Origin of the sequence: Streptomyces sp. NPDC014801, assembly GCF_043082085.1 — a bacterium.
Lineage (GTDB): Bacteria > Actinomycetota > Actinomycetes > Streptomycetales > Streptomycetaceae > Streptomyces.
This window is the reverse complement of record NZ_JBIBXG010000005.1, coordinates 564,341-584,979: the sequence shown is the minus strand read 5'-3', so window position 1 is coordinate 584,979 and position 20,639 is coordinate 564,341. Positions and strand designations below refer to the sequence as shown.

General features: G+C 72.8%; 24 protein-coding genes and 1 pseudogene. 12 read left to right on the top strand and 13 right to left on the bottom strand.

The window, feature by feature from the left end; all coding sequences use genetic code 11:
- Nucleotides 1–332 precede the first annotated feature (332 nt).
- Entirely contained in the window at nucleotides 333–527 is a 195-nt protein-coding gene (locus tag ACF1AL_RS15115; RefSeq protein WP_123759446.1) for a hypothetical protein, read from the top strand.
- Between the two features lie 40 nt (nucleotides 528–567).
- The gene (locus ACF1AL_RS15110) at nucleotides 568–2,163 is read left to right on the top strand and encodes a hypothetical protein (protein WP_366838243.1); all 1,596 of its coding nucleotides are present in this window, start codon (nucleotides 568–570) and stop codon (nucleotides 2,161–2,163) included.
- Between the two features lie 242 nt (nucleotides 2,164–2,405).
- Here the strand turns inward: ACF1AL_RS15110 and ACF1AL_RS15105 are convergent, their stop codons facing one another.
- Nucleotides 2,406–3,911 (bottom strand): PLP-dependent aminotransferase family protein, encoded by a 1,506-nt coding sequence (locus ACF1AL_RS15105; RefSeq protein WP_391780191.1) that lies wholly within the window; start codon nucleotides 3,909–3,911, stop codon nucleotides 2,406–2,408.
- Between the two features lie 102 nt (nucleotides 3,912–4,013).
- Here ACF1AL_RS15105 and ACF1AL_RS15100 point away from each other — a divergent pair, with 102 nt between their 5' ends.
- From ACF1AL_RS15100 to ACF1AL_RS15085, 4 genes are all read left to right on the top strand, one after another.
- Nucleotides 4,014–4,670 (top strand): YitT family protein, encoded by a 657-nt coding sequence (locus ACF1AL_RS15100; protein ID WP_391780192.1) that lies wholly within the window; start codon nucleotides 4,014–4,016, stop codon nucleotides 4,668–4,670.
- On the top strand, nucleotides 4,667–5,434 hold the full coding sequence (locus ACF1AL_RS15095) for a glycerophosphodiester phosphodiesterase (protein ID WP_391705122.1): 768 nt from the start codon (nucleotides 4,667–4,669) through the stop codon (nucleotides 5,432–5,434). The genes ACF1AL_RS15100 and ACF1AL_RS15095 overlap by 4 nt, the downstream gene beginning before the upstream one ends.
- A gap of 58 nt (nucleotides 5,435–5,492) precedes the next feature.
- Nucleotides 5,493–6,839 (top strand): MFS transporter, encoded by a 1,347-nt coding sequence (locus ACF1AL_RS15090; RefSeq protein WP_391780193.1) that lies wholly within the window; start codon nucleotides 5,493–5,495, stop codon nucleotides 6,837–6,839.
- Nucleotides 6,840–7,118: 279 nt separating this feature from the next.
- On the top strand, nucleotides 7,119–7,493 hold the full coding sequence (locus tag ACF1AL_RS15085) for an RNA polymerase-binding protein RbpA (protein ID WP_010357981.1): 375 nt from the start codon (nucleotides 7,119–7,121) through the stop codon (nucleotides 7,491–7,493).
- Nucleotides 7,494–7,701: 208 nt separating this feature from the next.
- Here ACF1AL_RS15085 and fxsA read toward each other — a convergent pair whose 3' ends face one another.
- The 4 genes from fxsA to ACF1AL_RS15065 all read right to left on the bottom strand — a co-directional run bounded on the left by fxsA (nucleotide 7,702) and on the right by ACF1AL_RS15065 (nucleotide 12,144).
- Nucleotides 7,702–8,271 (bottom strand): FxsA family membrane protein, encoded by a 570-nt coding sequence (fxsA, locus tag ACF1AL_RS15080; protein ID WP_391780194.1) that lies wholly within the window; start codon nucleotides 8,269–8,271, stop codon nucleotides 7,702–7,704.
- A 345-nt stretch (nucleotides 8,272–8,616) separates the two neighbouring features.
- Nucleotides 8,617–9,423: a polyprenol monophosphomannose synthase gene (locus tag ACF1AL_RS15075; protein ID WP_384213245.1), complete on the bottom strand. Its 807-nt coding sequence runs from the start codon at nucleotides 9,421–9,423 to the stop codon at nucleotides 8,617–8,619.
- A 533-nt stretch (nucleotides 9,424–9,956) separates the two neighbouring features.
- Nucleotides 9,957–11,558: an amidohydrolase gene (locus ACF1AL_RS15070; protein ID WP_391780195.1), complete on the bottom strand. Its 1,602-nt coding sequence runs from the start codon at nucleotides 11,556–11,558 to the stop codon at nucleotides 9,957–9,959.
- A 145-nt stretch (nucleotides 11,559–11,703) separates the two neighbouring features.
- Nucleotides 11,704–12,144: an Lrp/AsnC family transcriptional regulator gene (locus tag ACF1AL_RS15065; RefSeq protein WP_366838251.1), complete on the bottom strand. Its 441-nt coding sequence runs from the start codon at nucleotides 12,142–12,144 to the stop codon at nucleotides 11,704–11,706.
- Nucleotides 12,145–12,410: 266 nt separating this feature from the next.
- On the opposite strand from ACF1AL_RS15065, the gene ACF1AL_RS15060 reads away from it, so the two are divergent.
- Nucleotides 12,411–12,854, top strand: a complete 444-nt coding sequence (locus ACF1AL_RS15060) for a hypothetical protein (protein ID WP_366838252.1) — start codon at nucleotides 12,411–12,413, stop codon at nucleotides 12,852–12,854.
- A 991-nt stretch (nucleotides 12,855–13,845) separates the two neighbouring features.
- Here ACF1AL_RS15060 and ACF1AL_RS15055 read toward each other — a convergent pair.
- Nucleotides 13,846–15,018, bottom strand: coding sequence for an acyl-CoA dehydrogenase family protein (locus ACF1AL_RS15055; RefSeq protein ID WP_384213236.1), 1,173 nt, complete (start codon nucleotides 15,016–15,018; stop codon nucleotides 13,846–13,848).
- A 339-nt stretch (nucleotides 15,019–15,357) separates the two neighbouring features.
- Here ACF1AL_RS15055 and ACF1AL_RS15050 point away from each other — a divergent pair, with 339 nt between their 5' ends.
- Nucleotides 15,358–16,593 carry a glycoside hydrolase family 18 protein gene (locus ACF1AL_RS15050; protein ID WP_391705140.1) on the top strand — a complete coding sequence of 412 codons (1,236 nt, stop codon included), beginning with the start codon at nucleotides 15,358–15,360 and terminating at the stop codon, nucleotides 16,591–16,593.
- A gap of 102 nt (nucleotides 16,594–16,695) precedes the next feature.
- Here ACF1AL_RS15050 and ACF1AL_RS15045 read toward each other — a convergent pair whose 3' ends face one another.
- From ACF1AL_RS15045 to ACF1AL_RS15030, 4 genes and pseudogenes are all read right to left on the bottom strand, one after another.
- On the bottom strand, nucleotides 16,696–17,358 hold the full coding sequence (locus ACF1AL_RS15045) for a TetR/AcrR family transcriptional regulator (RefSeq protein ID WP_391705143.1): 663 nt from the start codon (nucleotides 17,356–17,358) through the stop codon (nucleotides 16,696–16,698).
- 116 nt (nucleotides 17,359–17,474) lie between these two features.
- Nucleotides 17,475–17,615, bottom strand: a complete 141-nt coding sequence (locus ACF1AL_RS15040; protein ID WP_384213229.1) for an SCO1431 family membrane protein — start codon at nucleotides 17,613–17,615, stop codon at nucleotides 17,475–17,477.
- A gap of 149 nt (nucleotides 17,616–17,764) precedes the next feature.
- Nucleotides 17,765–17,914: pseudogene (locus ACF1AL_RS15035) on the bottom strand (peptidase C39 family protein); the annotation flags it as partial.
- Between the two features lie 193 nt (nucleotides 17,915–18,107).
- The gene (locus tag ACF1AL_RS15030) at nucleotides 18,108–18,344 is read right to left on the bottom strand and encodes a hypothetical protein (RefSeq protein WP_391826110.1); all 237 of its coding nucleotides are present in this window, start codon (nucleotides 18,342–18,344) and stop codon (nucleotides 18,108–18,110) included.
- Nucleotides 18,345–18,593: 249 nt separating this feature from the next.
- On the opposite strand from ACF1AL_RS15030, the gene ACF1AL_RS15025 reads away from it, so the two are divergent.
- Entirely contained in the window at nucleotides 18,594–18,833 is a 240-nt protein-coding gene (locus ACF1AL_RS15025) for a helix-turn-helix transcriptional regulator (protein WP_391826109.1), read from the top strand.
- A gap of 164 nt (nucleotides 18,834–18,997) precedes the next feature.
- On the opposite strand, the gene ACF1AL_RS15020 is transcribed toward ACF1AL_RS15025, so the two are convergent.
- A complete protein-coding gene (locus tag ACF1AL_RS15020) occupies nucleotides 18,998–19,213 on the bottom strand; it encodes a hypothetical protein (protein WP_391826108.1) in 216 nt (71 codons plus the stop codon).
- A 157-nt stretch (nucleotides 19,214–19,370) separates the two neighbouring features.
- Here ACF1AL_RS15020 and ACF1AL_RS15015 point away from each other — a divergent pair, with 157 nt between their 5' ends.
- Genes ACF1AL_RS15015 through ACF1AL_RS15005 form a run of 3 tightly spaced genes read left to right on the top strand, consistent with a single transcriptional unit; the run spans nucleotide 19,371 to nucleotide 20,131 of the window.
- Nucleotides 19,371–19,628 (top strand): winged helix-turn-helix domain-containing protein, encoded by a 258-nt coding sequence (locus ACF1AL_RS15015; RefSeq protein WP_391826107.1) that lies wholly within the window; start codon nucleotides 19,371–19,373, stop codon nucleotides 19,626–19,628.
- 33 nt (nucleotides 19,629–19,661) lie between these two features.
- On the top strand, nucleotides 19,662–19,841 hold the full coding sequence (locus ACF1AL_RS15010; RefSeq protein WP_391826106.1) for a hypothetical protein: 180 nt from the start codon (nucleotides 19,662–19,664) through the stop codon (nucleotides 19,839–19,841).
- An 11-nt stretch (nucleotides 19,842–19,852) separates the two neighbouring features.
- Nucleotides 19,853–20,131 (top strand): hypothetical protein, encoded by a 279-nt coding sequence (locus tag ACF1AL_RS15005; protein ID WP_391826105.1) that lies wholly within the window; start codon nucleotides 19,853–19,855, stop codon nucleotides 20,129–20,131.
- Between the two features lie 96 nt (nucleotides 20,132–20,227).
- Here the strand turns inward: ACF1AL_RS15005 and ACF1AL_RS15000 are convergent, their stop codons facing one another.
- Nucleotides 20,228–20,404: a hypothetical protein gene (locus ACF1AL_RS15000; protein ID WP_391826104.1), complete on the bottom strand. Its 177-nt coding sequence runs from the start codon at nucleotides 20,402–20,404 to the stop codon at nucleotides 20,228–20,230.
- A gap of 21 nt (nucleotides 20,405–20,425) precedes the next feature.
- Nucleotides 20,426–20,632 (bottom strand): hypothetical protein, encoded by a 207-nt coding sequence (locus ACF1AL_RS14995; RefSeq protein ID WP_391826103.1) that lies wholly within the window; start codon nucleotides 20,630–20,632, stop codon nucleotides 20,426–20,428.
- Nucleotides 20,633–20,639 lie beyond the last annotated feature (7 nt).

The following is a 20,639-nucleotide window of genomic DNA, read 5'->3' as shown; positions in this document are numbered from 1 at the left end:
CCGGACCGCCTCTCACTGCGTTGGGGACTGTGCGTGCGGGGCGGTGCGCCCGCCGCCGCGGGGAGCAGCGTACGACCGCGAGCGGTGCGGCCGTACGAGTGAATCGCCAGGGTACTGGCTCGTCGGGCACATGTCGGGCGTCGTCGGCGGCAAAGATCACTGACAGTCCCGTTCGACGCCAATTGTCCTGCCCGGACAGCGCAGCCGACGCTGCGCCGAGCAGGGGAAATCGCGCGAATTTCCCCCATTTGCACCTTTAATCGTATGGATACATCCTGTGATCCTGGAAGTACTCATGGTGACTGTCCCCACCGAACACCAGGAGAGCCCAAATGATCCTGTCCATCTCAGGTGTCGTCCTGCTCGGCATCGTCGTGTTCATCTTCTTCCGCAAGGACGGCCTCAAGGCGTCGCACGCGCTGATCTCGGCGCTGTTCGGCTTCTACCTGGCCAGCACGGCGATCGCGCCGAGCATCAAGGCCGGCGGCGAGAGCCTGGCGAGTCTCCTCGGCGGCATCAGGTTCTGACGCCGTCCTCCCCGTCCGTACGCACCGCAAGGAGGCAGCAGTGGCCCGGCGCCCCCTCCCCCGCATCCTGAGCACAGGCAGCGCGCAGATCGCCCGGAGCCGGGAGCTGGCCCGGACGGCGGCGGACAGCGCCACCGACGTCCTCCATCCGCTGATCACGATCACCCGCGGTCTGCGCCGGCTGGCCTCGGCCGGGCGGCGCAGATGGTCCGAGACCCCCAAGGACAAGCGCGGCCAGGTGCTGTTCATGGTCGCCGCGGTGATCCTGGCCGTGGCCCTGGTGCCGTATGGCCTGCTGCTCGCCGTCATCAGTCTGATGGCGGCGGCAGCCTGGCAGGGCCGCGACCGCACGCCCCCGGCGCCCGAAGGTCCCGACGAGTCGCAGACGCAACGCCTCAAGGCGCTCTACGAGGCGCTGGTGCCCTACTTCTCCACCCCCGAGGACCCGGCGCCGCTGTACGCGCACGGCGGTGAGTGGGAGAAGGCCTTCCCCGCGCACGAGTTCGACGACTCGGGCCGCGTCACCCATCTGCAGATCCGCTACCCGGCGTACTTCCCGGACGGCCGGGCCGAGGCACGCGCGCGGGTCGAGCAGCTGCTGACCGCCAAGTCGGGCCGCGGCCGCGAGTACCACTTCGTCTGGGACGAGGAGGGCAACGAGCTGACCGTGAGCGTCCTCGACCCGCTGCCCACCGACATCGCCGCGCAGCGGTTCGTCACCACGCCCGGCGAGACGGTCCTCGGCTTCACCGACGCCCTCCAGGTGCAGCGCACCCTGCCGCTGTCCTTCGGCGAGGAGGAGCGCGACATGCCGCCCGTCGTGTGGCGCACCGGCATCCGCTCCACCGAGCCGCACCTGCTGGTCATGGGCCAGCCCGGCAGCGGCACCTCGACCCTGCTGCGCTCGATCGCGCTCCAGGCCCTGCAACACGGCGACGTGCTGATCGTCGACGGCGGCGCCACCGGCGAGTACGCCTGCCTGACCGGCCGGGACGGGGTCCTGGCCGTGGAGTGCGGGCTGAGCGGGGTGCTGGCCAGCCTGGAATGGGCGGCCACCGAGACCGAGCGCCGGCTGATCGCCGCGAACCGGGCGCGTCAGGAGGGCCATCCGCCGCCGGACGACACCCGGCGCCCGCTGTGGATCCTGCTCGACCGGCCGACCGCGTTCGCCCCGCTGGCCGCCGCCGACGGCCGCAAGGACCCGCAGGCCCTGCTCCAGGTGCCGCTCCGGCACGGCCGCGCGGCGCACGTCACCGTGGTGATCGCCGAGCAGTTCGACAGCCTGGAGGCCCTGACGGAGCCGGTACGGCAGCACACCCGCGCGCGGGTCGCCCTCGGACCGGCGACGCCCGCGCAGCTGGAGGCCGTGCTGGGCGCGCCGCCGTGCAGCACCCCGGTCGCCCATGTCCCGCCCGGCCGCGGGTACGCCCGCCTGGGCAGCGGCCCGGTGCACCGGCTACAGGTCCCGGCGACGCCCGACCCCTACGACGACGCGACGAGCGACGCGCACCGGCAGGCCGTCCTGGAGCTGCTGCCGCCGCGCACGACGCCCGCGGACGGTGAGAAGGTCCCCCTGGACAAGGACGTCCCCGGGGAGCCGCTCACCACGGAGGCCGCGGTGGTGGAACAGGCCTAGCCTCCGCCCCCGCGTCTTCACCGAGGCGCCGCCCACGCCCCACGCGTGTGCGGCGCCTCCGTCGTACGGCACCCAGTCGGCGCCTGGCGCCTGCCCCCCGTCACGCCCCACGCACGCGTGAGCCCTCACCGCCCCGCGTCACGCCACGCATGCGTGAGCCCTCACCGCCGCGCGGCACCGCTCGGCCACCGCGCGTCACGCCACGCGCGCGTGCGAGGCCGCGCCATGCGGTCGCCCGCGCCTCACGCCACGAAGGTGCGCGGCGCCTCCGTGCCCGCCGTGCCGCCGTCGGCCACCAGGCGGGCCGCCGCCGCCAGCCGGGACGCCGCCTCGTCGGCGACCGCACCGCCCACGGTGAACGGCAGCCGGACGAACCCCTCGAAGGCCCCGTCGACACCGAAGCGCGGCCCCGACGGCACCCGCACGCCGACCCGCTCCCCCGCCTCGGCAAGCCGCGAACCGGACAGCCCGCCGGCCCGCACCCACAGCGTCAGCCCGCCCTCGGGCACTTCGAACTCCCAGTCCGGCAGCTCGCGCCGGACCGCGGCCACAAGCGCGTCGCGGTTGTCCCGGGCCTGGGCCCGCCGCAGCCGCACGGCCTCCTCCCAGCCGCCCGTGCTGAACAGCCAGTTGACCGCCAGCTGCTCCAGCACCGGGGTGCCGAGGTCGGCGTAGGCGCGGGCGGCGACCAGGCTGCGGATCACGTCCGGTGCGGCCCGCACCCAGCCGATGCGCATGCCGGCCCAGAACGCCTTGCTGGCCGAGCCGACGGTGATCACGGTCGAGCCCGCCGGGTCGAAGCCGCACACGGGCCGCGGCATCGCGCCCTCGAGGTCGTCGTCGAGCCAGAGCTCGCTCATCGTCTCGTCGGCCACCAGCACGGTCCCCGCCGAGCGGGCCGCCTCCACCAGCCGCCGCCGCTGGTCCTCGTCGGCGAGCGCCCCGGTGGGGTTGTGGAAGTCGGCGACGACGTAGGCGATGCGCGGCGCGGCCTCCCGCAGCACCTGCCGCCAGCGGTCCAGGTCCCAGCCGGACAGCCCCTCGGCCATCGCGACCGGCACCAGCCGCGCGCCCGCCTCCCGCATCAGCTGCAGGATGTTGGCGTACGACGGGGACTCCACGGCGATGCGCTCGCCCCGCCCGCCGAAGAGGTGGCAGATGGCGTCGATGGCGCCCATCGCGCCGGTCGTCACCATGATCTGCTCGGGCATCGTCGGGATGCCGCGCGCGGTGTACCGCTCGGCGATCATCGCCCGCAGCGCGGGCAGCCCGGCCGGATAGTCGCCGTGCGTGTGCGCGTACGGCGGCAGCTCCTCCAGGGCGCCCTGGACGGCACGGGTCAGCCACGGCTCGGGGGCGGGCAGCGCGGCGCAGCCCAGGTCGATCATCGAGCCCAGCGCCTCCGGCGGCAGCGGCTCCAGGCCGCGGGCCGGAACGGGGTTCCCGGCCGGGACGGCGGTCCAGCTGCCGGCGCCGCGCCGGGACTCCAGGAAGCCCTCGGTGCGCAGGGCCTCGTAGGCCGCCGCCACCGTCGTACGGCTGACGGACAGGGCGAGGGCCAGCTCGCGTTCGGCGGGCAGACGCGCGGCCACCGGGACGCGGCCCTCCAGGACCAGCAGCCGGATGCCGTCCGCGAGCGAGCGGTAGGCCGGCGGCCGACGGGTGCCGGGGCCCGCCGGGCGGTCCTGCTGCGACTTCAGCAGCCGGGCGAGCTGTGCGGCACCCACCGCAGAGGTCCACTGGGCCATGCCGATCAGTCCACCTTCCCCGAATTGGCCATGGAGAGCGAGTGCTTCCACGCCACAGGGTGTCATGTATCAGGCCACTACCACCACCCAGGGGGGACTCTCGTGTCCACACCACCACGCCACCTGCCCCGGCGGCTGCTCCAGCTCTACGTCGGGCTCGTCCTGTACGGCGCCAGCTCCGCGCTCCTGGTGCGCGCGGGTCTCGGGCTGGAGCCGTGGGGCGTGCTCCATCAGGGGCTCGCCGAGCTGACCGGGCTGAGCATCGGCGTGGTGTCGATCATCGTGGGTGCGGCGGTGCTGCTGCTGTGGATCCCGCTGCGCCAGCGCCCCGGGCTGGGCACGGTGTCCAACGTCTTCGTCATCGGCCTCGCGATGGACGCGACCCTCGCGGCCGTCCCGGCGGCGCACGCCCTGGCCGTGCGCGTTCCGCTGCTGGTCGGCGCGATCGCGCTGAACGGCGTCGCGACCGGGCTGTACATCGCCGCCTCCTTCGGGCCGGGGCCGCGCGACGGGCTGATGACCGGGCTGCACCGGCGCACGGGCCGCTCGATCCGGCTGATGCGCACGGTGGTGGAGGTGGCGGTGGTGATCACCGGGTTCGCGCTGGGCGGCACGGTCGGCGCCGGGACGGTGCTCTATGCGGTGTCCATCGGCCCGCTCGCGCAGTTCTTCCTGCGGGTGTTCGCCGTTCCCCGGGCATCCGAGGGCAGCACGGTCGTTGCCACGGGGTCACCCGCTCGGGCGATACTGCGTCCGTGAGCACCCCCCTACGCCACCCCTACCTCGACCATCCGGGCCCGATCGCCTTCGCGCACCGCGGCGGCGCCGCCGAGGGCCTGGAGAACACCATGGCGCAGTTCCGGCGGGCGGTGGAGGCCGGCTACCGGTACATCGAGACCGATGTGCACGCCACCAAGGACGGCCGGCTCGTCGCCTTCCACGACGCCACGCTGGACCGGGTGACGGACGGCGCGGGCAGGATCGCGGACCTGCCGTGGAGCCAGGTGCGCGACGCGCGCGTGGCGGGCACGGAGCCGGTGCCGCTCTTCGACGACCTGCTCGACGTCTTCCCCGACGTGCGCTGGAACGTGGACGTGAAGGCCGAGGCGGCGCTGCACCCCTTCCTCAACCTGATCGCCCGGGCGAACGCCTGGGACCGGATCTGCCTGGGCTCGTTCTCGGAGGCGCGCGTGGTGCGCGCCCAGCGGCTGGCGGGCCCCAAGCTCGCCACCTCCTACGGCACCCGGGGCGTGCTCAACCTGCGACTGCGCTCCTGGGGTGTGCCGGCGGCGCTGCGCCGCTCGGCCGTCGCGGCACAGGTGCCCGAGGTGCAGTCGGGCATCCAGGTGGTGGACCGGCGCTTCGTGCGGTTCGCCCACGCGCACGGGCTGCAGGTGCACGTGTGGACGGTCAACGAACCCGAGCGCATGCACCGGCTCCTGGACCTCGGCGTCGATGGCATCATGACCGATCACATCGACACGCTGCGCAAGGTGATGGAGGAACGCGGCGTCTGGGTCTGACCGCCCGGCGCCCGCCCGGCCCGCGCGCGGCTCCTTCAGCGGGGAAGCGAGGGCGCGGGTGGACATCGACACCGTGCGCACGGCCGAGGCGGACGACGCCGCCGGCCGCAGGCGCGAGCAGCGCGGCTGGTATTTCTACGACTGGGCGTGCTCCGTCTACTCGACGAGCGTGCTCACCGTGTTCCTGGGCCCCTACCTGACCTCGGTCGCGAAGGCCGCCGCCGACGCCGACGGATATGTGCATCCCCTGGGCGTCCCGGTCCGCGCCGGTTCCTTCTTCGCCTACACGGTGTCCCTGTCGGTGATCGTGGCGGTGCTGGTGATGCCCCTGGTGGGGGCCGCCGCCGACCGCACCGGCCGCAAGAAGCCGCTGCTCGCGGCCGCCGCGTACCTGGGGGCCGCGGCGACGACGGGGATGTTCTTCCTGGCCGGCGACCGCTATCTGCTCGGCGGGGTGCTGCTGGTGGTCGCGAACGCGGCCCAGTCGGTGGCGATGATGCTCTACAACTCCTATCTGCCACAGATCGCCCCGCCCGAGGAGCGGGACGCGGTCTCCTCCCGCGGCTGGGCGTTCGGCTACGCGGCCGGCTCGCTGGTGCTGATCGCCAATCTGGTCCTCTATCTCGCCCACGACGGCTTCGGCCTGTCGCAGACCATGGCGGTGCGCATCTGCCTGGCCTCGGCCGGGCTGTGGTGGGGGGCCTTCACCCTCGTCCCGCTGCGGCGGTTGCGCGACCGGCGCTCCACGCACCGCGAGGCCGCCCTGCCGGGGATGCGGCAGCTCGCGGCGACGATCCGCGACATGCGCCGCCACCCGCTGACCCTCGCCTTCCTGCTGGCCTACCTCGTCTACAACGACGGCATCCAGACGGTGATCTCCCAGGCGTCGGTGTACGGCTCGGAGGAACTGGGCCTCGGCCAGTCCACGCTCATCGGCGCGGTGCTGCTGGTGCAGGTGCTGGCCGTGGCCGGCGCGCTCGGGATGGGCCGGCTGGCCCGCACGTACGGCGCGAAGCGGACGATCCTCGGCTCGCTCGTGGCGTGGACGCTCACGCTCGGCGCCGGGTACTTCCTGCCCGCCGGGGCTCCGGTGTGGTTCTTCGTGCTGGCGGCCGGGATCGGGCTGGTCCTCGGGGGCAGCCAGGCGCTGTCGCGCTCCCTGTTCTCCCATCTCGTCCCGCCGGGCAAGGAGGCCGAGTACTTCTCGGCGTACGAGCTGAGCGACCGCGGGATGAGCTGGCTGGGCCCGCTGCTGTTCGGCGTCACCTACCAGCTGACCGGCAGCTATCGCTCCGCGATCATCTCGCTGGTGGCGTTCTTCGCGATCGGTTTCGTGCTCCTCGCGCGGGTGCCGGTGCGGCGGGCGATCGGCGACGCGGGCAACCCGGTTCCGGAGAGGATTTAGCACTCGGGGTGAAAGGGCGGTAGTGTACGCGTTTGGCCTGCCAGGCGTACCGTTACTGCGCGTCAAAGGCGACGAAGCGCTAGGTGACATCTCCGAGCAGACGTGACAAACCGGGCGTCGGTGGGTACTGCACTGGTTGACAAGGCTGCGGCACGACGGCGACGCATGACCCGGAACGGGCACATCGGAACGGGAATCTTTACCGCCGACCGGACGTTGACCGGATGACGACGACAGCGACACCTGTCCTGTGGGCGACAAGCCCGGGAGGCACGATTCATGAGTGAGCGAGCTCTTCGCGGCACGCGCCTCGTGGTGACCAGCTACGAGACGGACCGCGGCATCGACCTGGCCCCGCGCCAGGCCGTGGAGTACGCATGCGAGAAGGGGCACCGGTTCGAGATGCCCTTCTCGGTCGAGGCGGAGATCCCGCCGGAGTGGGAGTGCAAGGTCTGCGGAGCCCAGGCACTCCTCGTGGATGGCGACGGCCCTGAGGAGAAGAAGGCCAAGCCCGCGCGTACGCATTGGGACATGCTGATGGAGCGGCGTACCCGCGAGGAACTCGAAGAGGTCCTCGAGGAGCGGCTGGCCGTTCTGCGGTCCGGGGCGATGAACCTCGCGGTTCATCCTCGGGACAGCCGCAAGTCCGCTTAGTCCCTGCGGGCTCGGCCGGACACAGCGCGCGTAACTGACCGCGGGCGCCGTACGTATCTCACGTACGGCGCCCGCGGTCTTTTGCGTACGCAAGGCACCCGCGGTCTTTTGCCTGGGCGCCCGCCGTCCGCCGGCGTCGGCGTCGGCGGGCCCGCGGAAAAGCCACGCGTCCGAGGCGGGCGCGTGGCTCCCTCGCGGGCCGGCGCGGTCAGCGCGTCAGCGGGGGGCGCCGGTCGTCGGGGGTGTCGGCGGGCTCGTCGTGGTGGACGACCTCACCCTGGACGACCTTGCCGTCGGGGCGGTGGATGCGGACCTGCTGGAACGCGTCACCGAAACCGCCCGGTGCGCCGGCGCGCAGCGTGCGGTCCACGGTGCGTTCCGCCAGGCGGCCGGCGGCCTTCTGGACCGGCGGGAGCAGCAGGAGCAGGCCGACGGCGTCCGAGATCAGTCCCGGGATCATCAGCAGCAGGCCGGCCAGCATCAGAAAGCCGTTGCCACCGCGCTGCGCCGACGGGGAGTCGCCCCGCTGCAGCGCCTCGTTGAGGTTCCGGAAGGCCCGCCGCCCCGCCCTCTTCACCACCGCGGCGCCGCCGATGAAGCCGGCGACCAGCAGCAGGAAGGCCACGAACCCGCTCGACGCGCCGGCGACCACGGTCAGCAGCCAGATCTCCAGCACCAGCCAGGCGGCGACCCCCAGCGGCAGGGCGGTGCGCAGCCGCGAGCGCCGGCGGCCGGCGGGGCGAGCGGAGGAGGAAGAGGTCGGAACGCCTGTCGTCATGCCTCCAGTGTGCCTGGATCCGGCTCAGCTCCGGATAAGAGCTGACCGGACAAGAGCTGATCAGGGCCGAGGCCGGAGCACGAGGGAGGGACCGGGCCGGACCGGAGACCGGAGCCTTGAGGGAGGGACCGAGCCGGCCGAGGGCCGAGCCGGGCCGGGGACCGATCCGACCGGGGACCGATCCGACCTGGGACCGACCCAACCGGGGACCGATCCGACCGGGGATCGCCGGGCCCCCGGCAACCGAACGAGCCCAGCCGGCTCCCCGGAAGTCGGTCCGCGCCGGCTCCCCGGAGATCGGTCCGCGCCGGCCCCGAGCCCGAGCCCCCACGAGCCCGCCCGCGGTCAGGCGCCCCGCTGTCCCTGCTTGCCCTTGCCCGTCAGCTTCTCCACGCGCTCCCCCACGCCCCACGCCGTGACCCGCCACAGCGCCTCGACGAGGATGTCGCGGCTCATCTTGGAGTCGCCCAGTTCGCGTTCGACGAAGGTGATGGGCACCTCGACGACGTGGTACCCGGCCTTGATCGCGCGGCGGGCCAGGTCGACCTGGAAGCAGTAGCCCTGGGAGGCCACCTCGTCCAGGCCCAGGCCCTCCAGGGTCTCGCGGCGGAAGGCGCGGTAGCCGCCGGTGATGTCCCGCAGCGGCAGGTCGAGCGCGAGCCGCGAGTACAGGCTGCCGCCGCGGGAGATGAACTCGCGCGACTTCGGCCAGTTCACCACGCGGCCGCCCGGGACCCAGCGCGAGCCGAGGACCAGATCGGCGGTCTTGAGCGCGGTGAGCAGCCGGGGCAGTTCCTCCGGCTGGTGGGAGCCGTCGGCGTCCATCTCGACCAGCACGCCGTAGCCGTGCTCCAGGCCCCAGCGGAAGCCGGCCAGGTAGGCGGCGCCGAGCCCTTCCTTGCCCTTGCGGTGCAGCACCTGCACGTGGTCGTCGCCGGCGGCGAGCTCGTCCGCCAGCTTGCCGGTGCCGTCCGGGCTGTTGTCGTCGGCCACGAGAACGTGCGCCTCGGGAACCGCCTGCCGCACCCGGCCGACGATGCTCTTGATGTTCTCCGCCTCGTTGTAGGTCGGAATGATCACCAAGGCCGTGCCGAGCGGACCGAACTTCCTCCCCTGGGCCTTGGCCTCGAAAGTCCCGTCGCCGTCGTTCACTGCTGCCCCTTCATGTCCGTACGCAGAGGTCCACCATAGTGGCCGCAGCCTGCGATGACGTGACAGGACGTTCGTATGGTGGTGTCCAAAGAGGAAACTCGGGGTATGAGGTCAGTTTTCGGCGGTTGTGCGCACGCGCGGGTGCGGCGGATGGGGGCCCGGCGCCCTTCGGGCCGACCTGGGACCCGCTGGCTGCGGATCGACCGAGAGCCGTTGTCTACTGAGCGCCCGGGCCCCACCCGGGTCACACCTCCCCGGCGCGGCCAAAACGTTCCCTCGCCGGCGCTGCGCTGAGCCTGGCTCCCAGTGGCGGTGCCCCGGCTCCCGGTGCCCCGTCCCTGACCCAGCGGCGCCACGGCGCTGAACGTTCCTCGCACCGGGCGTCCGGTGGTGGACTGGGCCGAACCTATCGGCCCCGGACCGTCGGCTGTCAACAGCCGCTTGACCTGCGACGACGACCTCAACGCGCAGGTCAGCCCCGGCGCGCGCGGCGGCGGGCCGGCCGGCCCGGTCCGCCGCCCGGCCGTCATGGATCACTCGCCCGGCCGTACGTACACCGTGCGGCCGCCGACCACCGTGCGCAGGCAGAGCGGCAGCTCACGGCCGGGGGTGAGGTCGGGCAGGCCGGGGGTGCCGGAGCGCGGGTCGGTCGACCAGCGGGCGACCCGGTCGTCGGGGGCCTGGACGACGAGGGCGCCGGTGCGCCAGACGGCGTAGTCGGCGGGCGCACCCGGCACCAGGACGCCCGCGTCGTCGCGTCCGACGGCCCGCCAGCCGCCGCGCGTGTGCGCGGTGAACGCGGCGCGGACGGAGACGCGGTGCTCGGGGGTGCGGTGGAAGGCGGCGGCGCGGACCGTGCCCCACGGGTCGAGCGGGGTGACCGGGCTGTCGGAGCCGAAGGCCAGCGGAACACCGGCGCGCAGCAGCGCCGCGAAGGGGTTGAGGCCGCGGGCCCGCTCGGCGCCGAGGCGCCGGGCGTACATGCCGTCCTCGCCGCCCCACAGCGCGTCGAAGGCCGGCTGCACGGAGGCCGTCAGGCCCAGTTCGGCGAAGGCGGCGACGGTCTCGGGGGTGAGCATCTCGGCGTGTTCGACGCGGTGGCGGGCGGCCCGCACCCGGGCGAGGCCGACCTTCTCGGCGGCGGCGCGCACGCCCTCGACCACGGCGGTGACGGCGGCGTCGCCGATGGCGTGAAAGCCGGCCTGCAGTCCGGCCTCGGTGCATGCGACGACGTGCGCGGCGACCGCGCCGGCGTCGAGGTAGGCGGTGCCGGTGTGGGCGGCGTCGGCGTAGGGCTCGTGCAGGCACGCGGTGTGCGAGCCGAGGGCGCCGTCGACGAAGAGGTCGCCCGCGGCGCCGATCGCGCCCAGCTCGCGGGCCTTGGCGACGTCCTGCTCGGCCCAGTAGCCGACGACCCGCGGCCCGGGCTCCTCGGCGGCGAGGCGCAGCAGGCCGGTGAAGTCGTCCTCGGAGGAGATCTCCGGGCCGGCGCACTCGTGCACCGAGCCGATGCCGAGGGAGGCCGCGTGGGCGAGGGCCGCGCGCTGGGCCTCGGCGCGCTGCGCGGGCGTGATCGCGCCGAGGGCGGTGGCGCGCACGGCGTGGTGGGCGTCGGCGGTCAGCGGGCCGTCCACGAGACCGAGCCCGGGGGTCATCTCCAGCAGGGCCGTGGTGACGACGGCGGAGTGCACGTCGATCCGGGACAGGTACAGCGGGCGGCCGCCGGTCGCCTCGTCCAGCTCCGCGCGCGTGGGCGGGCGGCCGCCGGCCCAGCGGGCGGCGTCCCAGCCGTGCCCGAGCAGCACCCGGTCGTGGGGCCGCGCGGCGGCGAACTCCCGGACGGCCGCCAGGGCGGCCTCCAGCGAGGGCGCGCCGCTCAGGTCCAGGCCGGTGAGGGCCAGACCGGTGGCGGTGGTGTGCACATGCGCGTCGGTGAACGCGGGGGTGACCAGGGCGCCGTCGAGGTCGATCACCTCGTCGACCCCGTCCGCGAAGGCGTCGGCCGCGCCCTCGGAGCCGACCCAGGCGACCTGGCCGCGTTCGACGACCATGGCGGTGGCGAAGGGGTCGGCGGGGCTGTGGACCTCGCCACGGCGGAGCAGGACGGTCTGCGGCTCGGGGGTGCGCTCACTCATGGGGAACAGTGTCGCGCCTGGCCCGGACCGCCTCGCACGCAGGTGGGCGGATACGCGACCGGGCGGGCCGGGAACGCGGGATGCCCGGCCGGGCAGAGAAGCGACCGGGCCGGAGGCGCGGGCGGACCGGTGAAACGCGACCGCGTCAGATGCGCGGCGGCCGTGCCTCGTACGGCGTGGACAGCACCACCGTGGTGCGGGTGGACACGCCGGCCAGCGACCGGACCCGGGCGAGCAGCTCCTCCAGCTCGTGCGGGGTGGCCACGCGCACCTTGAGGATGTAGTTCTCGTCGCCGGCGACGCTGTGGCAGGCCTCGATCTCGGGGACGCCGGAGAGCCGGTCGGCGATGTCGTCGGGCGCGCTGGGGTCGAACGGTTTGACCGAGATGAACGCGGTCATCGGCAGCCCGACCGCCTCGGGGTCCACGACGGCCGCGTAGCCGCGGATGACGCCACGCTGCTCCAGCCGGCGCACTCGCTGGTGCACGGCCGACGTGGACAGGCCCGTGGCCTTGCCCAGGTCGGTGTAGCTCATCCGCCCGTCCTTGACGAGCAGCTGCACGATCTGACGGTCCAGCTCCTCCATGCCGCAGAACCTACAGGGCGGGTGATCTCCTCGGATACCTCCCGGCCCAGGTCATGCCCGGTTCGTGACCTCACCGGGAGCCGCCCGTACGCCGTCCGGGGGACGGACGGCCCGCGAGGGGCACCCGCGCACGGCTTGTGACGAACGCCACACCCTTCGAACAGTCTCCGTGATGGTCTCGTGATTACCCCCGAGGGCGGACGGGAAGTGCTTGCTGTGGTCGAGGCCGCAGCGCCTTCACGGCCCAGCCCGAGGGGGAGAATCCCATGCAGAGTCTTAAGCGCCCTGGTCGTACCCTGCCCAAGAGGCAGCAGCCGGTGGTCGAGCCCGAGCCGGAGGGCGTCGAACCCGACGCCTTCGACGACGGCGAGGAGTTCGACGCCTACGACACCTTCGAGATGTACCGGGTGATCTGCCCGGACTGCGCGCAGCCCATCGCGCTGCTGGCGGACGAGGAAGTCCTGCCGGAGCACGCGCTGTGCGCCTCGCCGTGGAACCCGTTCGGGCTGACGGTGTGTGCCGGTACGGGCCGCAAGGCCTCCGACGCCAAGCCCGCGGACGAGACGTTCACGCCCCAAGAGCAGGACACCGCGCTGCTGTTGACGCTCCCTCAGGGGCTGGACTGGCGGACACAGCCGTTCTCGCACGTCGGTGGCCCGGGCTCGCGCCCGATGCGCGTGCCGTCGATGCGCCGGGCGCAGGCCGCCTGAAGCACGAGCAACTGCCCTGCACCGCGGCCGAGGTCGCCGTGGTGCAGGATCAGCGTGCCGTCGTGCGTCGAAACGCCGTTCACCGCATACGACTTGATGGCCCATCAGGCTGTGTGAGGGCAGCGGCACCCGGCGCGCGAACGCACGCCCGATTCCGCGGGCCGGTGTCCTGACGGACCGCCTTCGCGTTGCCCGGGTATGACCCGTACGTACGCGACGACCGGGCGGGAGCACCGTCTCTTCGTGCCGCCGCCCGCAGGATCGGTTCCCCTGCCGCCGCCGGTGCACCCCGACCCGCCCATCTACCGCGCGGTGCTGCGCGTGTGGGCGGAGGGTGGCCGGACCCTGCCCGGACGCCACGACCCGGAGTGGACCAGGCTCGCGGCCCCGCCGGTCCGGCCGGGCCAGTTCGGCGGCTTCCGCGGCCCGGGCGAGGACGGGTACGGCGAGGCCCGCGAGCGCGGCGAAGCGGGGCGCGGCGGGGTCCGGCACCGCGGCGAAACCGGGTACGGCGGGACCCGGGACCGCGGTCAGGCCGGGTACACCGGCGAGGCAAGCCTCGGCGGGGCCGGGTACACCGGCGAGGCGGGGGTCGGCGGGGCCGGGTACACCGGTGACGCGGGCCTCGGCAGCGCACGCGGTCCGGCCGAGCCCCGGTTCGGCACCACCCGGGCCACGGCCGGGACCGCCTACACCGGAATCCGGCCCGCGGGCGCGGCCGCGTACGACGGCACCCGAGGCGCGGGCGAGACCGCCTGTAGCGGCAGCCGCGCCCCGGCCGGGACCGCGCACGACGGCACCCGAGCCCCGGCCCAGGCCGCATCCGCCGGCACCCGAGCCCCGGCCCAGGCCGCATCCGCCGGCACCCGAGCCCCGGCCCAGGCCGCATCCGCCGGCACCCGAGCCCCGGCCCGGGCCGCATCTGCCGGCAGCCGGCCCCCGGCCGAGACCAGGTTCACCGGTGTCGGCCGGGGACTCGGTGAGCCGGGGTTCAGCGGGACTCGGGGCCCGCGAGATGACGGGCGATGACCATCCGCTGGATCTGGTTGGTGCCCTCGACGATCTGCAGCACCTTGGCCTCGCGCATGAAGCGCTCGGCCGGGAAGTCGGCGGTGTAGCCGTAGCCGCCGAGGATCTGGACGGCGTCGGTGGTGACCTTCATCGCCGCGTCGGTGCACAGCAGCTTGGCCATGGCCGCCTGCTGGGCGAACGGCCGGCCGGCGTCCTTCAGGCGGGCGGCCGCGAGGTACAGCGCCCGGCCCGCCTCCACCTGGGTCGCCATGTCGGCGAGCATGAAGCGCAGCCCCTGGAAGTCGGCGATCGGTCTGCCGAACTGGCGCCGCTCCGTCGCGTACGCCACCGCCTCGTTCAGGGCCGCCTGGGCCAGGCCGATCGCGCAGGCCGCGATGCCGAGCCGCCCGGAGTCCAGCGCGGACAGGGCGATGGCGAAGCCCTGGCCCTCCTCGCCGATGCGCCGGTCGTCCAAGACCCGGACGCCGTCGAAGTGGACCTGGGCGGTGGGCGAGCCCTTCATGCCCATCTTCTTCTCGGGTGCCGCGGCGCTCAGCCCCTCGGCGTCCCCCGGCACCAGGAAGGCGGTGATCCCGCGGGGGCCCTCCTCGCCGGTGCGGGCCATGACCGTGTAGAAGTCGGCGATGCCGCCGTGCGTGATCCAGGCCTTCGTGCCGGTGATCACCCAGGCGTCGCCGTCCCGGACGGCCTTCGTGCGCAGGGAGGCGGCGTCGGACCCGGAGGCCGGCTCGGACAGGCAGTACGCGCCGAGGAGCCCGCCGCCGAGCATCGCCGGCAGGTGCTCGACCTGCTGCTGCTTGCTGCCGAAGGTGGCGAGCGCGTGGGAGGCGAGGGTGTGCACGCTGACACCGAGGCCCACGGTGAGGCGGGCCGTGGCCAGCTCCTCCAGCACCTGGAGGTAGACCTCGTACGGCTGGTCGCCGCCGCCGTACTCGGAGTCGTAGGGCAGACCGAGCAGCCCGGACTCGGACAGGAGGGTGAAGACCTCGCGCGGGAAGTGCCCGGCGTCCTCCTCCTCGGCCGCCCGAGGGGCGATCTCGCGCTGCGCGATGTCACGGACGAGCGAGATCAGATCCCGGGCCTCGTCCGTGGGCAGTAGACGGTCCACCGGCTGCGGGGCGCGGTCGGGCATGGCGACGCTCTCCTCCCTGTCGGGCACATCGGCGGACGTGCGCCTGGGGTTGGGGGCGGCTCCGCCGGGTCTTCCTGATGCCGGTCCGGTCGGGCGTTTTCCGGGTCTCGGAGCGCGGCTGACCAGCGGCTGCGCTGTGAGTATGCCCGATCCGAGGGGCCGCGTCACCAGTTAACGACCGCTTACTTCAAGAAAAATCCGGGACCCCCGAGCGGACCCGAGATTGGTCCGCACCATTGACGCACTGGTCTAGTCCTCCTACGCTCTCCCGCACCGCTCGCGTCATCGCGTTCATGCCAATCGGCGCTCCCCCTCTCCCCCACGAGGAGGCACCACCCGATGCACACCCCCCACCGCCGCCGCGCCCTGCGGGCGCTGGTCTCGGCCGCGTGTACCGCCCTGCTCGGCGCCGGGCTGCTGGCCGGCACGGGCACCACCACCGCGACCGCCTCGCCCTCCGCGCGGGAGGCGGCCGGCTCCAAGGTCGTCGGCTACTTCACCGAATGGGGCACCTACGACCGCAAGTACTACGTCAAGAACATCGAGACCTCCGGCTCCGCCGCCCGGCTCACCCACATCAACTACGCCTTCGGCAACGTCACCGGCGGCAAGTGCGCCATGGGCGACGCCTACGCCGCGACCGACCGCGCCTACACCGCCGCCGAGTCCGTGGACGGCGTCGCCGACACCTGGGACCAGCCGCTGCGCGGGAACTTGAACCAGCTGCTGAAACTGAAGAAGAAGCACCCGGGCCTGAAGGTGCTGTGGTCCTTCGGCGGCTGGACCTGGTCCGGCGGCTTCGGCGAGGCCGCGAAGAACCCGGCCGCCTTCGCGCAGTCCTGCTACGACCTGGTGAAGAACCCCAAGTGGGCGGGCGTCTTCGACGGCATCGACATCGACTGGGAGTACCCCAACGCCTGCGGCAACACCTGCGACTCCAGCGGCCGGGACGCCTTCCGCAAGCTGATGGCGGCGCTGCGCGCCAAGTTCGGCGGCTCCTCGCTGGTCACCGCCGCGATCACCGCGGACGCCACCTCGGGCGGCAAGATCGACGCCGCGGACTACGCGGGGGCGGCCGCCTCCGTCGACTGGTACAACCCGATGACGTACGACTACTTCGGCGCCTGGGACGCCACCGGCCCCACCGCCCCGCACTCGCCGCTGACCTCCTACGCCGGCATCCCGAAGGCGAACTACACGACCTCGGCCACCATCGCCAAGCTCAAGGGGCTCGGCATCCCGGCGAACAAACTGCTGCTCGGCATCGGCTTCTACGGCCGCGGCTGGACCGGCGTCACCCAGGCGGCACCCGGCGGCACGGCGACCGGCCCGGCGGCCGGGACGTACGAGCAGGGCATCGACGACTACAAGGTGCTCAAGACCAAGTGCCCGGCCACCGGCACCGTCGGCGGCACGGCGTACGCCAAGTGCGGCAGCAACTGGTGGAGTTACGACACCCCGGCGACCATCGCGACGAAGATGACGTACAAGAACCAGCAGGGCCTGGGCGGCACCTTCTTCTGGGAGCTGAGCGGCGACACCGCGAACGGTGAGCTGATCAAGGCGATCAACTAGCGCCCGGTGCGCGGCGCGAGGGGGCGGCGGGCCCGGTGCCCGCCGCCCCCTCGCGGGCATCGGGCGTCCCCCTCGCGGGCATCAGTCGTCCCGCTCGTGGCGTCAGCCGTCCCGGCGGGCGGCCTGCGGCGCCGGATGGGCCGGGTCCAGCTCCTCGACGGCGCGCAGGGCCCCGCCGAGCGTCTTGACCAGCAGATCCCGCATGGTGTCGCGGGACAGCTCCGGGCGGTCCACCCAGTCGAGCGTGGCGCCCTCGACCCCGCACACCCACGCCAGCAGGCCCATGCGGGCCACCGGTGCGATGTCCCCGTGGCCGTAGGCGCCCTCGGCGATGGTGGCGATGATCGCCTCGCGCACCGAGTCGCGGATCGCGTGCACCTCGGTGTCGAAGCCGACGCCGCCGCTGACGATGGTGCGGTAGGCGGCCTGGTTCTGCTCGGCGTAGCGCAGATAGCCGTCGATCGTGCGGTGCACGCGGTCCACGGCGGGCAGGTCGGCGCCGCTCGCGGCGAAGGCGACCAGGTCGGCGACGGAGTCCTGGACGATGGCCAGGTAGTAGCCGCGCTTGGACCGGAAGTAGTAGTAGATCAGCCCCTTGGCGACGTGCGCGTGGCGGGCGATGTCGTCCATCGACAGGGCGTCGTACGAGGTGTCGGCGAACAGCCGGCGCCCGATGGCGAGCAGTTCGGCGCGACGCGCCAGCGAGCGCTCCGTGCCGCGGGGCCGGGCAGCGGCGACGGCGGCGGGCTGGGGGCTGAGGTTCACGGTCGACCCTGGTTCCTACGGGCGGCGGGACGTCCGCAGTATGGCAGGCCGGGCGTGCCTCACGTCACAGTGGTCCGTACGCCGGAACGCCGCTCCGGGTTGGGGGGGCTTTCGCCTCAGAGCAGGCCGAGTTGGGTGACGAGCATCGCGACGACGGCGACGAGCACCCAGCCCATCACGTGCTCCAGGAGAGCGGGGCCGTCGTCCTTCGGGCCACCGGTGCCGATACGGGGGGCGGATGCCGAGTGTGCGGTCATGGTGTCGTCTCGCTGTATTCGTCCGTGAAGTGGCTTCCCCCGCCGACCGTCCACGATGCCACCTTCGGGCCCCGCCGTGGCGGAGAGGTTGGTCACAGCGGCGGCCCCGAGCGCTCCCCCAGCGCTCCCCAGGGGCCGCCGGAGGAGCCTCAGCGCACGCCCACCGCCGCCAGCGCCGCCCGCTGCCGCGGGGTCGGCCGGGCCGGGAAGTACAGGTAGCAGACGCCGCCGGTGCCGGAGACGACCTTGCCGGAGGCGTTGTACCGCTTGGTGCGCAGCCAGATGTTCTCGAACTGCCTGCTGCACTTTTTGGGACCTGGGATTTTGAAGATCCATGGCCGTAACAGGGCTCTGACCTGCTGACTTTGAATCCCCTTCACTTCCTGTGACTTCACTTGAGTTGTGAATTTCTCGCTCCCTGGACGCTCCCTGAGCCCTCCTCGCTCCCTGGATCCTCCCTGGGGAGCGGCGGCTCCGAGGGGGCGGGACGATTCATCTCGCAGCCCCGTCCACGTGTCCCGGCTCGTAGGGCTCGCCGTTGCGTGCCGCCATCTCCCGGCGCGCGTCCTCTATGGCGATGACGCACTCTTCGCAGGCGCGCAACTCCCGTTCCCGACCGCGGGGATGAATCACCTTGATGACCGCTGTCGGCACCTCGCCCTTGTGTTGATGCCGGAAGCAGACGCCGGGACTCCACTGGTACAGGTCGAGGATCTGCTGCCGCTTCATGGTGGTGTCTCCCGTTGCCTCGGCCGGCCTGTGGGTGGGGGGTGTTCCTCGCGTTCCCCTGCGTCGGTCGGGGATGCGCAGGCCGACGCCCGTTCACCCCTTCAGGTGAACAAACTTTCGAATGTCGCACACTACAAGCCGCCCTGCGGCATATGCCAGATCACCGCAGAGCGCCAGACAGTTTCAAGATCAAAGAATGCCCGGTAAACCGGGCTGACTTATGATCATCTTCGATCGAGCGTTGCTCGGGTGCCAACCCTGCCCGATGACGACGAGTGGCTCGCTCTCGAGCGACGCGCCATCGGCGACCGCATCCGGGTCACACGGCTCCGCCAGAACCGGACGCAAGAGTCCGTCTTCCTGGCTGCTGAAGTGAGCCGCTCCGCCTACCAGGCCGTCGAAGCCGGCACCGCGGACGCGCGCATCACGACACTCCTGAAGATCGCCCGCGTGCTGGGCGTACACGTCACCGACCTCCTGCACGGCTGAGTGCATGACTGAAGGACGGCAGCGAGCCGCTGCCTGACCGGCCACCTGACCGGAATTCAACATCACGTTGATCGGCGAGGGAAGAGTGCGGCGCGCATTCGTTTCCTCACGGCAAGTACACGGGGTGCGAATCGCTGGCTCTTCGTCAACGCCCTGGCCAGGGGTCAGCCGAGTTCCTGCAGTGCCCGCCGGGCCCGCGCCTGCCACTCCTGGTAGAGCCGGTCCGCCTCGTCGCAGTGCTGGTCGACATCCCGGCACACGGAGCAGGCGCGGCAGTGGCTGACGTAGGCCGCCCATGCCGCCTTCGGTGCCGGTAACGGGGAGACGGCGACCGGCCGGCTGCTTTCGTCCGCGGGTGGCGGGTCTCTACGCTCGTCCATGTCGACGCTCCGCTCGTCGGCGGCCCTCGGGGTGCGCGGCCCGCGCTCCGAGGGCACTTTCGTTCCTGCTCAGACGGTACCGCTACACACTGCTCTATACCGCTGTATGGAGCTACCTGCCGGGATAGCCAGCGGTGGGCCGCCCTAGCGTCGAAGCATGGGTGATCAAGAGCCTGCGATCGATCCGTCCCGGCCCGTGTACGTCTGGCAGCAGGTCGCCGACCACATCGCGCGCCGCATTGAGGCCGGCGAGCTCCGCCCGGGCGCACGCCTGGAGGGCGAGAGAGAACTGGCCGAGCAGCTGGGCGTCGCCGTCGGCACGGTGCGGCGAGCGGTCGAGGATCTGCGGCAGCGCGGTCTGGTCGTGACCCTGCCGGCGAAGGGGACGTACATCGCCGACCGTGCCGATTCGTAGCCCGCTGTCAGACCCGGCGGCTACAGTCGGATCATGTCCACTCCTCCCCCGCCTGAGGGTGTCGTGCGGTCTGCCGCGGTCGTGCAGGCGGACATTCGCGCGCTGCTGCTGGAGACGGGCGGCTGGCTGTGGGGGCCGACCCGGGAACGCTACGAGCAGCTGCGCGACGAGTGGGTGCGCGCCTCGCGCGGGGAGATGACCACAGCAGCCTAGGATCGCTGCACGTGGCACACACTTTCGAGGATCTCGTGATGATGCAGCGTGCGGCCGATGAGGCGCACGCCCGAGTGCTGGCCCTGCGGGACGAGTACGGGCCGCCCACGGCCGGCGAGTGGAGCGAGGAGCAGACGACCGCCTACGACACGGTCTGGCGGGAGTGGCGGAAGCTCGCCGAGGAGACGCAGGCCGCGGTCACCGAGCATGCCAGCGAGCAGGGGCTCGGCCGGTACGACGTCGAGATGGACGTGAAGAAGGCCGCCCGGCACGCGGAGGCCGCGGCCTGAGAGAGCAGCGCCCCGCTCCGGTGCATCACGCCGGAGCAGGGCGGCCAGCAGCAAACCCGACTTGTTCGAAAGGCGGATGTGCCTGATGACCTCAGGCTAGCTCTGCCCACTGACAATGCCGGGGCGCCGAGTGGAGAGTACGTAGACGCCGGGCTCGGCTGTGGCCGCCTGCCGCAGGGCGCGCTCCTGCGCGCGGAGCTCGGCCGGCGTGAGGTGATGGCGGTCGATCTGCCGACGGGCGCGGTCGCGGTCCGGGTAGGGGTGGTGTGCCATGGCGTCGATCATGGCAGAGGCTCAGCCCTCGCCTGGCCAGGTCGTCAACGCGGTGCCGGTCTCCTCGTCGGTGAGGGTGACGCGGGCGCCGTCCCGGCCGTGGCTGCCGACGATCTGCCGGAACTGGCCGCGCGCGGTCGTCTCGCTGTTCCACCAGCCGTGCAGGGCGGGCCGGCCGTCGACGGCGAGGAGGAGGTGGTAGCGGCCGGCCCGCGGGTTGTCGTTCACGCCCACC

Excerpts from the sequence above, each read along its gene's own strand:
- ACF1AL_RS15105 (WP_391780191.1), bottom strand. The coding sequence starts at position 3,911 with ATGGCCCAGTGGACCTCTGCGGTGGGTGCCGCACAGCTCGCCCGGCTG.
- ACF1AL_RS15085 (WP_010357981.1), top strand. The coding sequence starts at position 7,119 with ATGAGTGAGCGAGCTCTTCGCGGCACGCGCCTCGTGGTGACCAGCTAC.
- ACF1AL_RS15020 (WP_391826108.1), bottom strand. The coding sequence starts at position 19,213 with ATGGACGAGCGTAGAGACCCGCCACCCGCGGACGAAAGCAGCCGGCCG.
- ACF1AL_RS15060 (WP_366838252.1), top strand. The coding sequence starts at position 12,411 with ATGCAGAGTCTTAAGCGCCCTGGTCGTACCCTGCCCAAGAGGCAGCAG.
- ACF1AL_RS15030 (WP_391826110.1), bottom strand. The coding sequence starts at position 18,344 with ATGAAGCGGCAGCAGATCCTCGACCTGTACCAGTGGAGTCCCGGCGTC.
- ACF1AL_RS15070 (WP_391780195.1), bottom strand. The coding sequence starts at position 11,558 with ATGAGTGAGCGCACCCCCGAGCCGCAGACCGTCCTGCTCCGCCGTGGC.
- fxsA (WP_391780194.1), bottom strand. The coding sequence starts at position 8,271 with ATGACGACAGGCGTTCCGACCTCTTCCTCCTCCGCTCGCCCCGCCGGC.
- ACF1AL_RS15000 (WP_391826104.1), bottom strand. The coding sequence starts at position 20,404 with ATGGCACACCACCCCTACCCGGACCGCGACCGCGCCCGTCGGCAGATC.
- ACF1AL_RS15065 (WP_366838251.1), bottom strand. The coding sequence starts at position 12,144 with ATGGAGGAGCTGGACCGTCAGATCGTGCAGCTGCTCGTCAAGGACGGG.
- ACF1AL_RS15015 (WP_391826107.1), top strand. The coding sequence starts at position 19,371 with ATGGGTGATCAAGAGCCTGCGATCGATCCGTCCCGGCCCGTGTACGTC.
- ACF1AL_RS15050 (WP_391705140.1), top strand. The coding sequence starts at position 15,358 with ATGCACACCCCCCACCGCCGCCGCGCCCTGCGGGCGCTGGTCTCGGCC.
- ACF1AL_RS15055 (WP_384213236.1), bottom strand. The coding sequence starts at position 15,018 with ATGCCCGACCGCGCCCCGCAGCCGGTGGACCGTCTACTGCCCACGGAC.
- ACF1AL_RS15115 (WP_123759446.1), top strand. The coding sequence starts at position 333 with ATGATCCTGTCCATCTCAGGTGTCGTCCTGCTCGGCATCGTCGTGTTC.
- ACF1AL_RS15010 (WP_391826106.1), top strand. The coding sequence starts at position 19,662 with ATGTCCACTCCTCCCCCGCCTGAGGGTGTCGTGCGGTCTGCCGCGGTC.
- ACF1AL_RS15040 (WP_384213229.1), bottom strand. The coding sequence starts at position 17,615 with ATGACCGCACACTCGGCATCCGCCCCCCGTATCGGCACCGGTGGCCCG.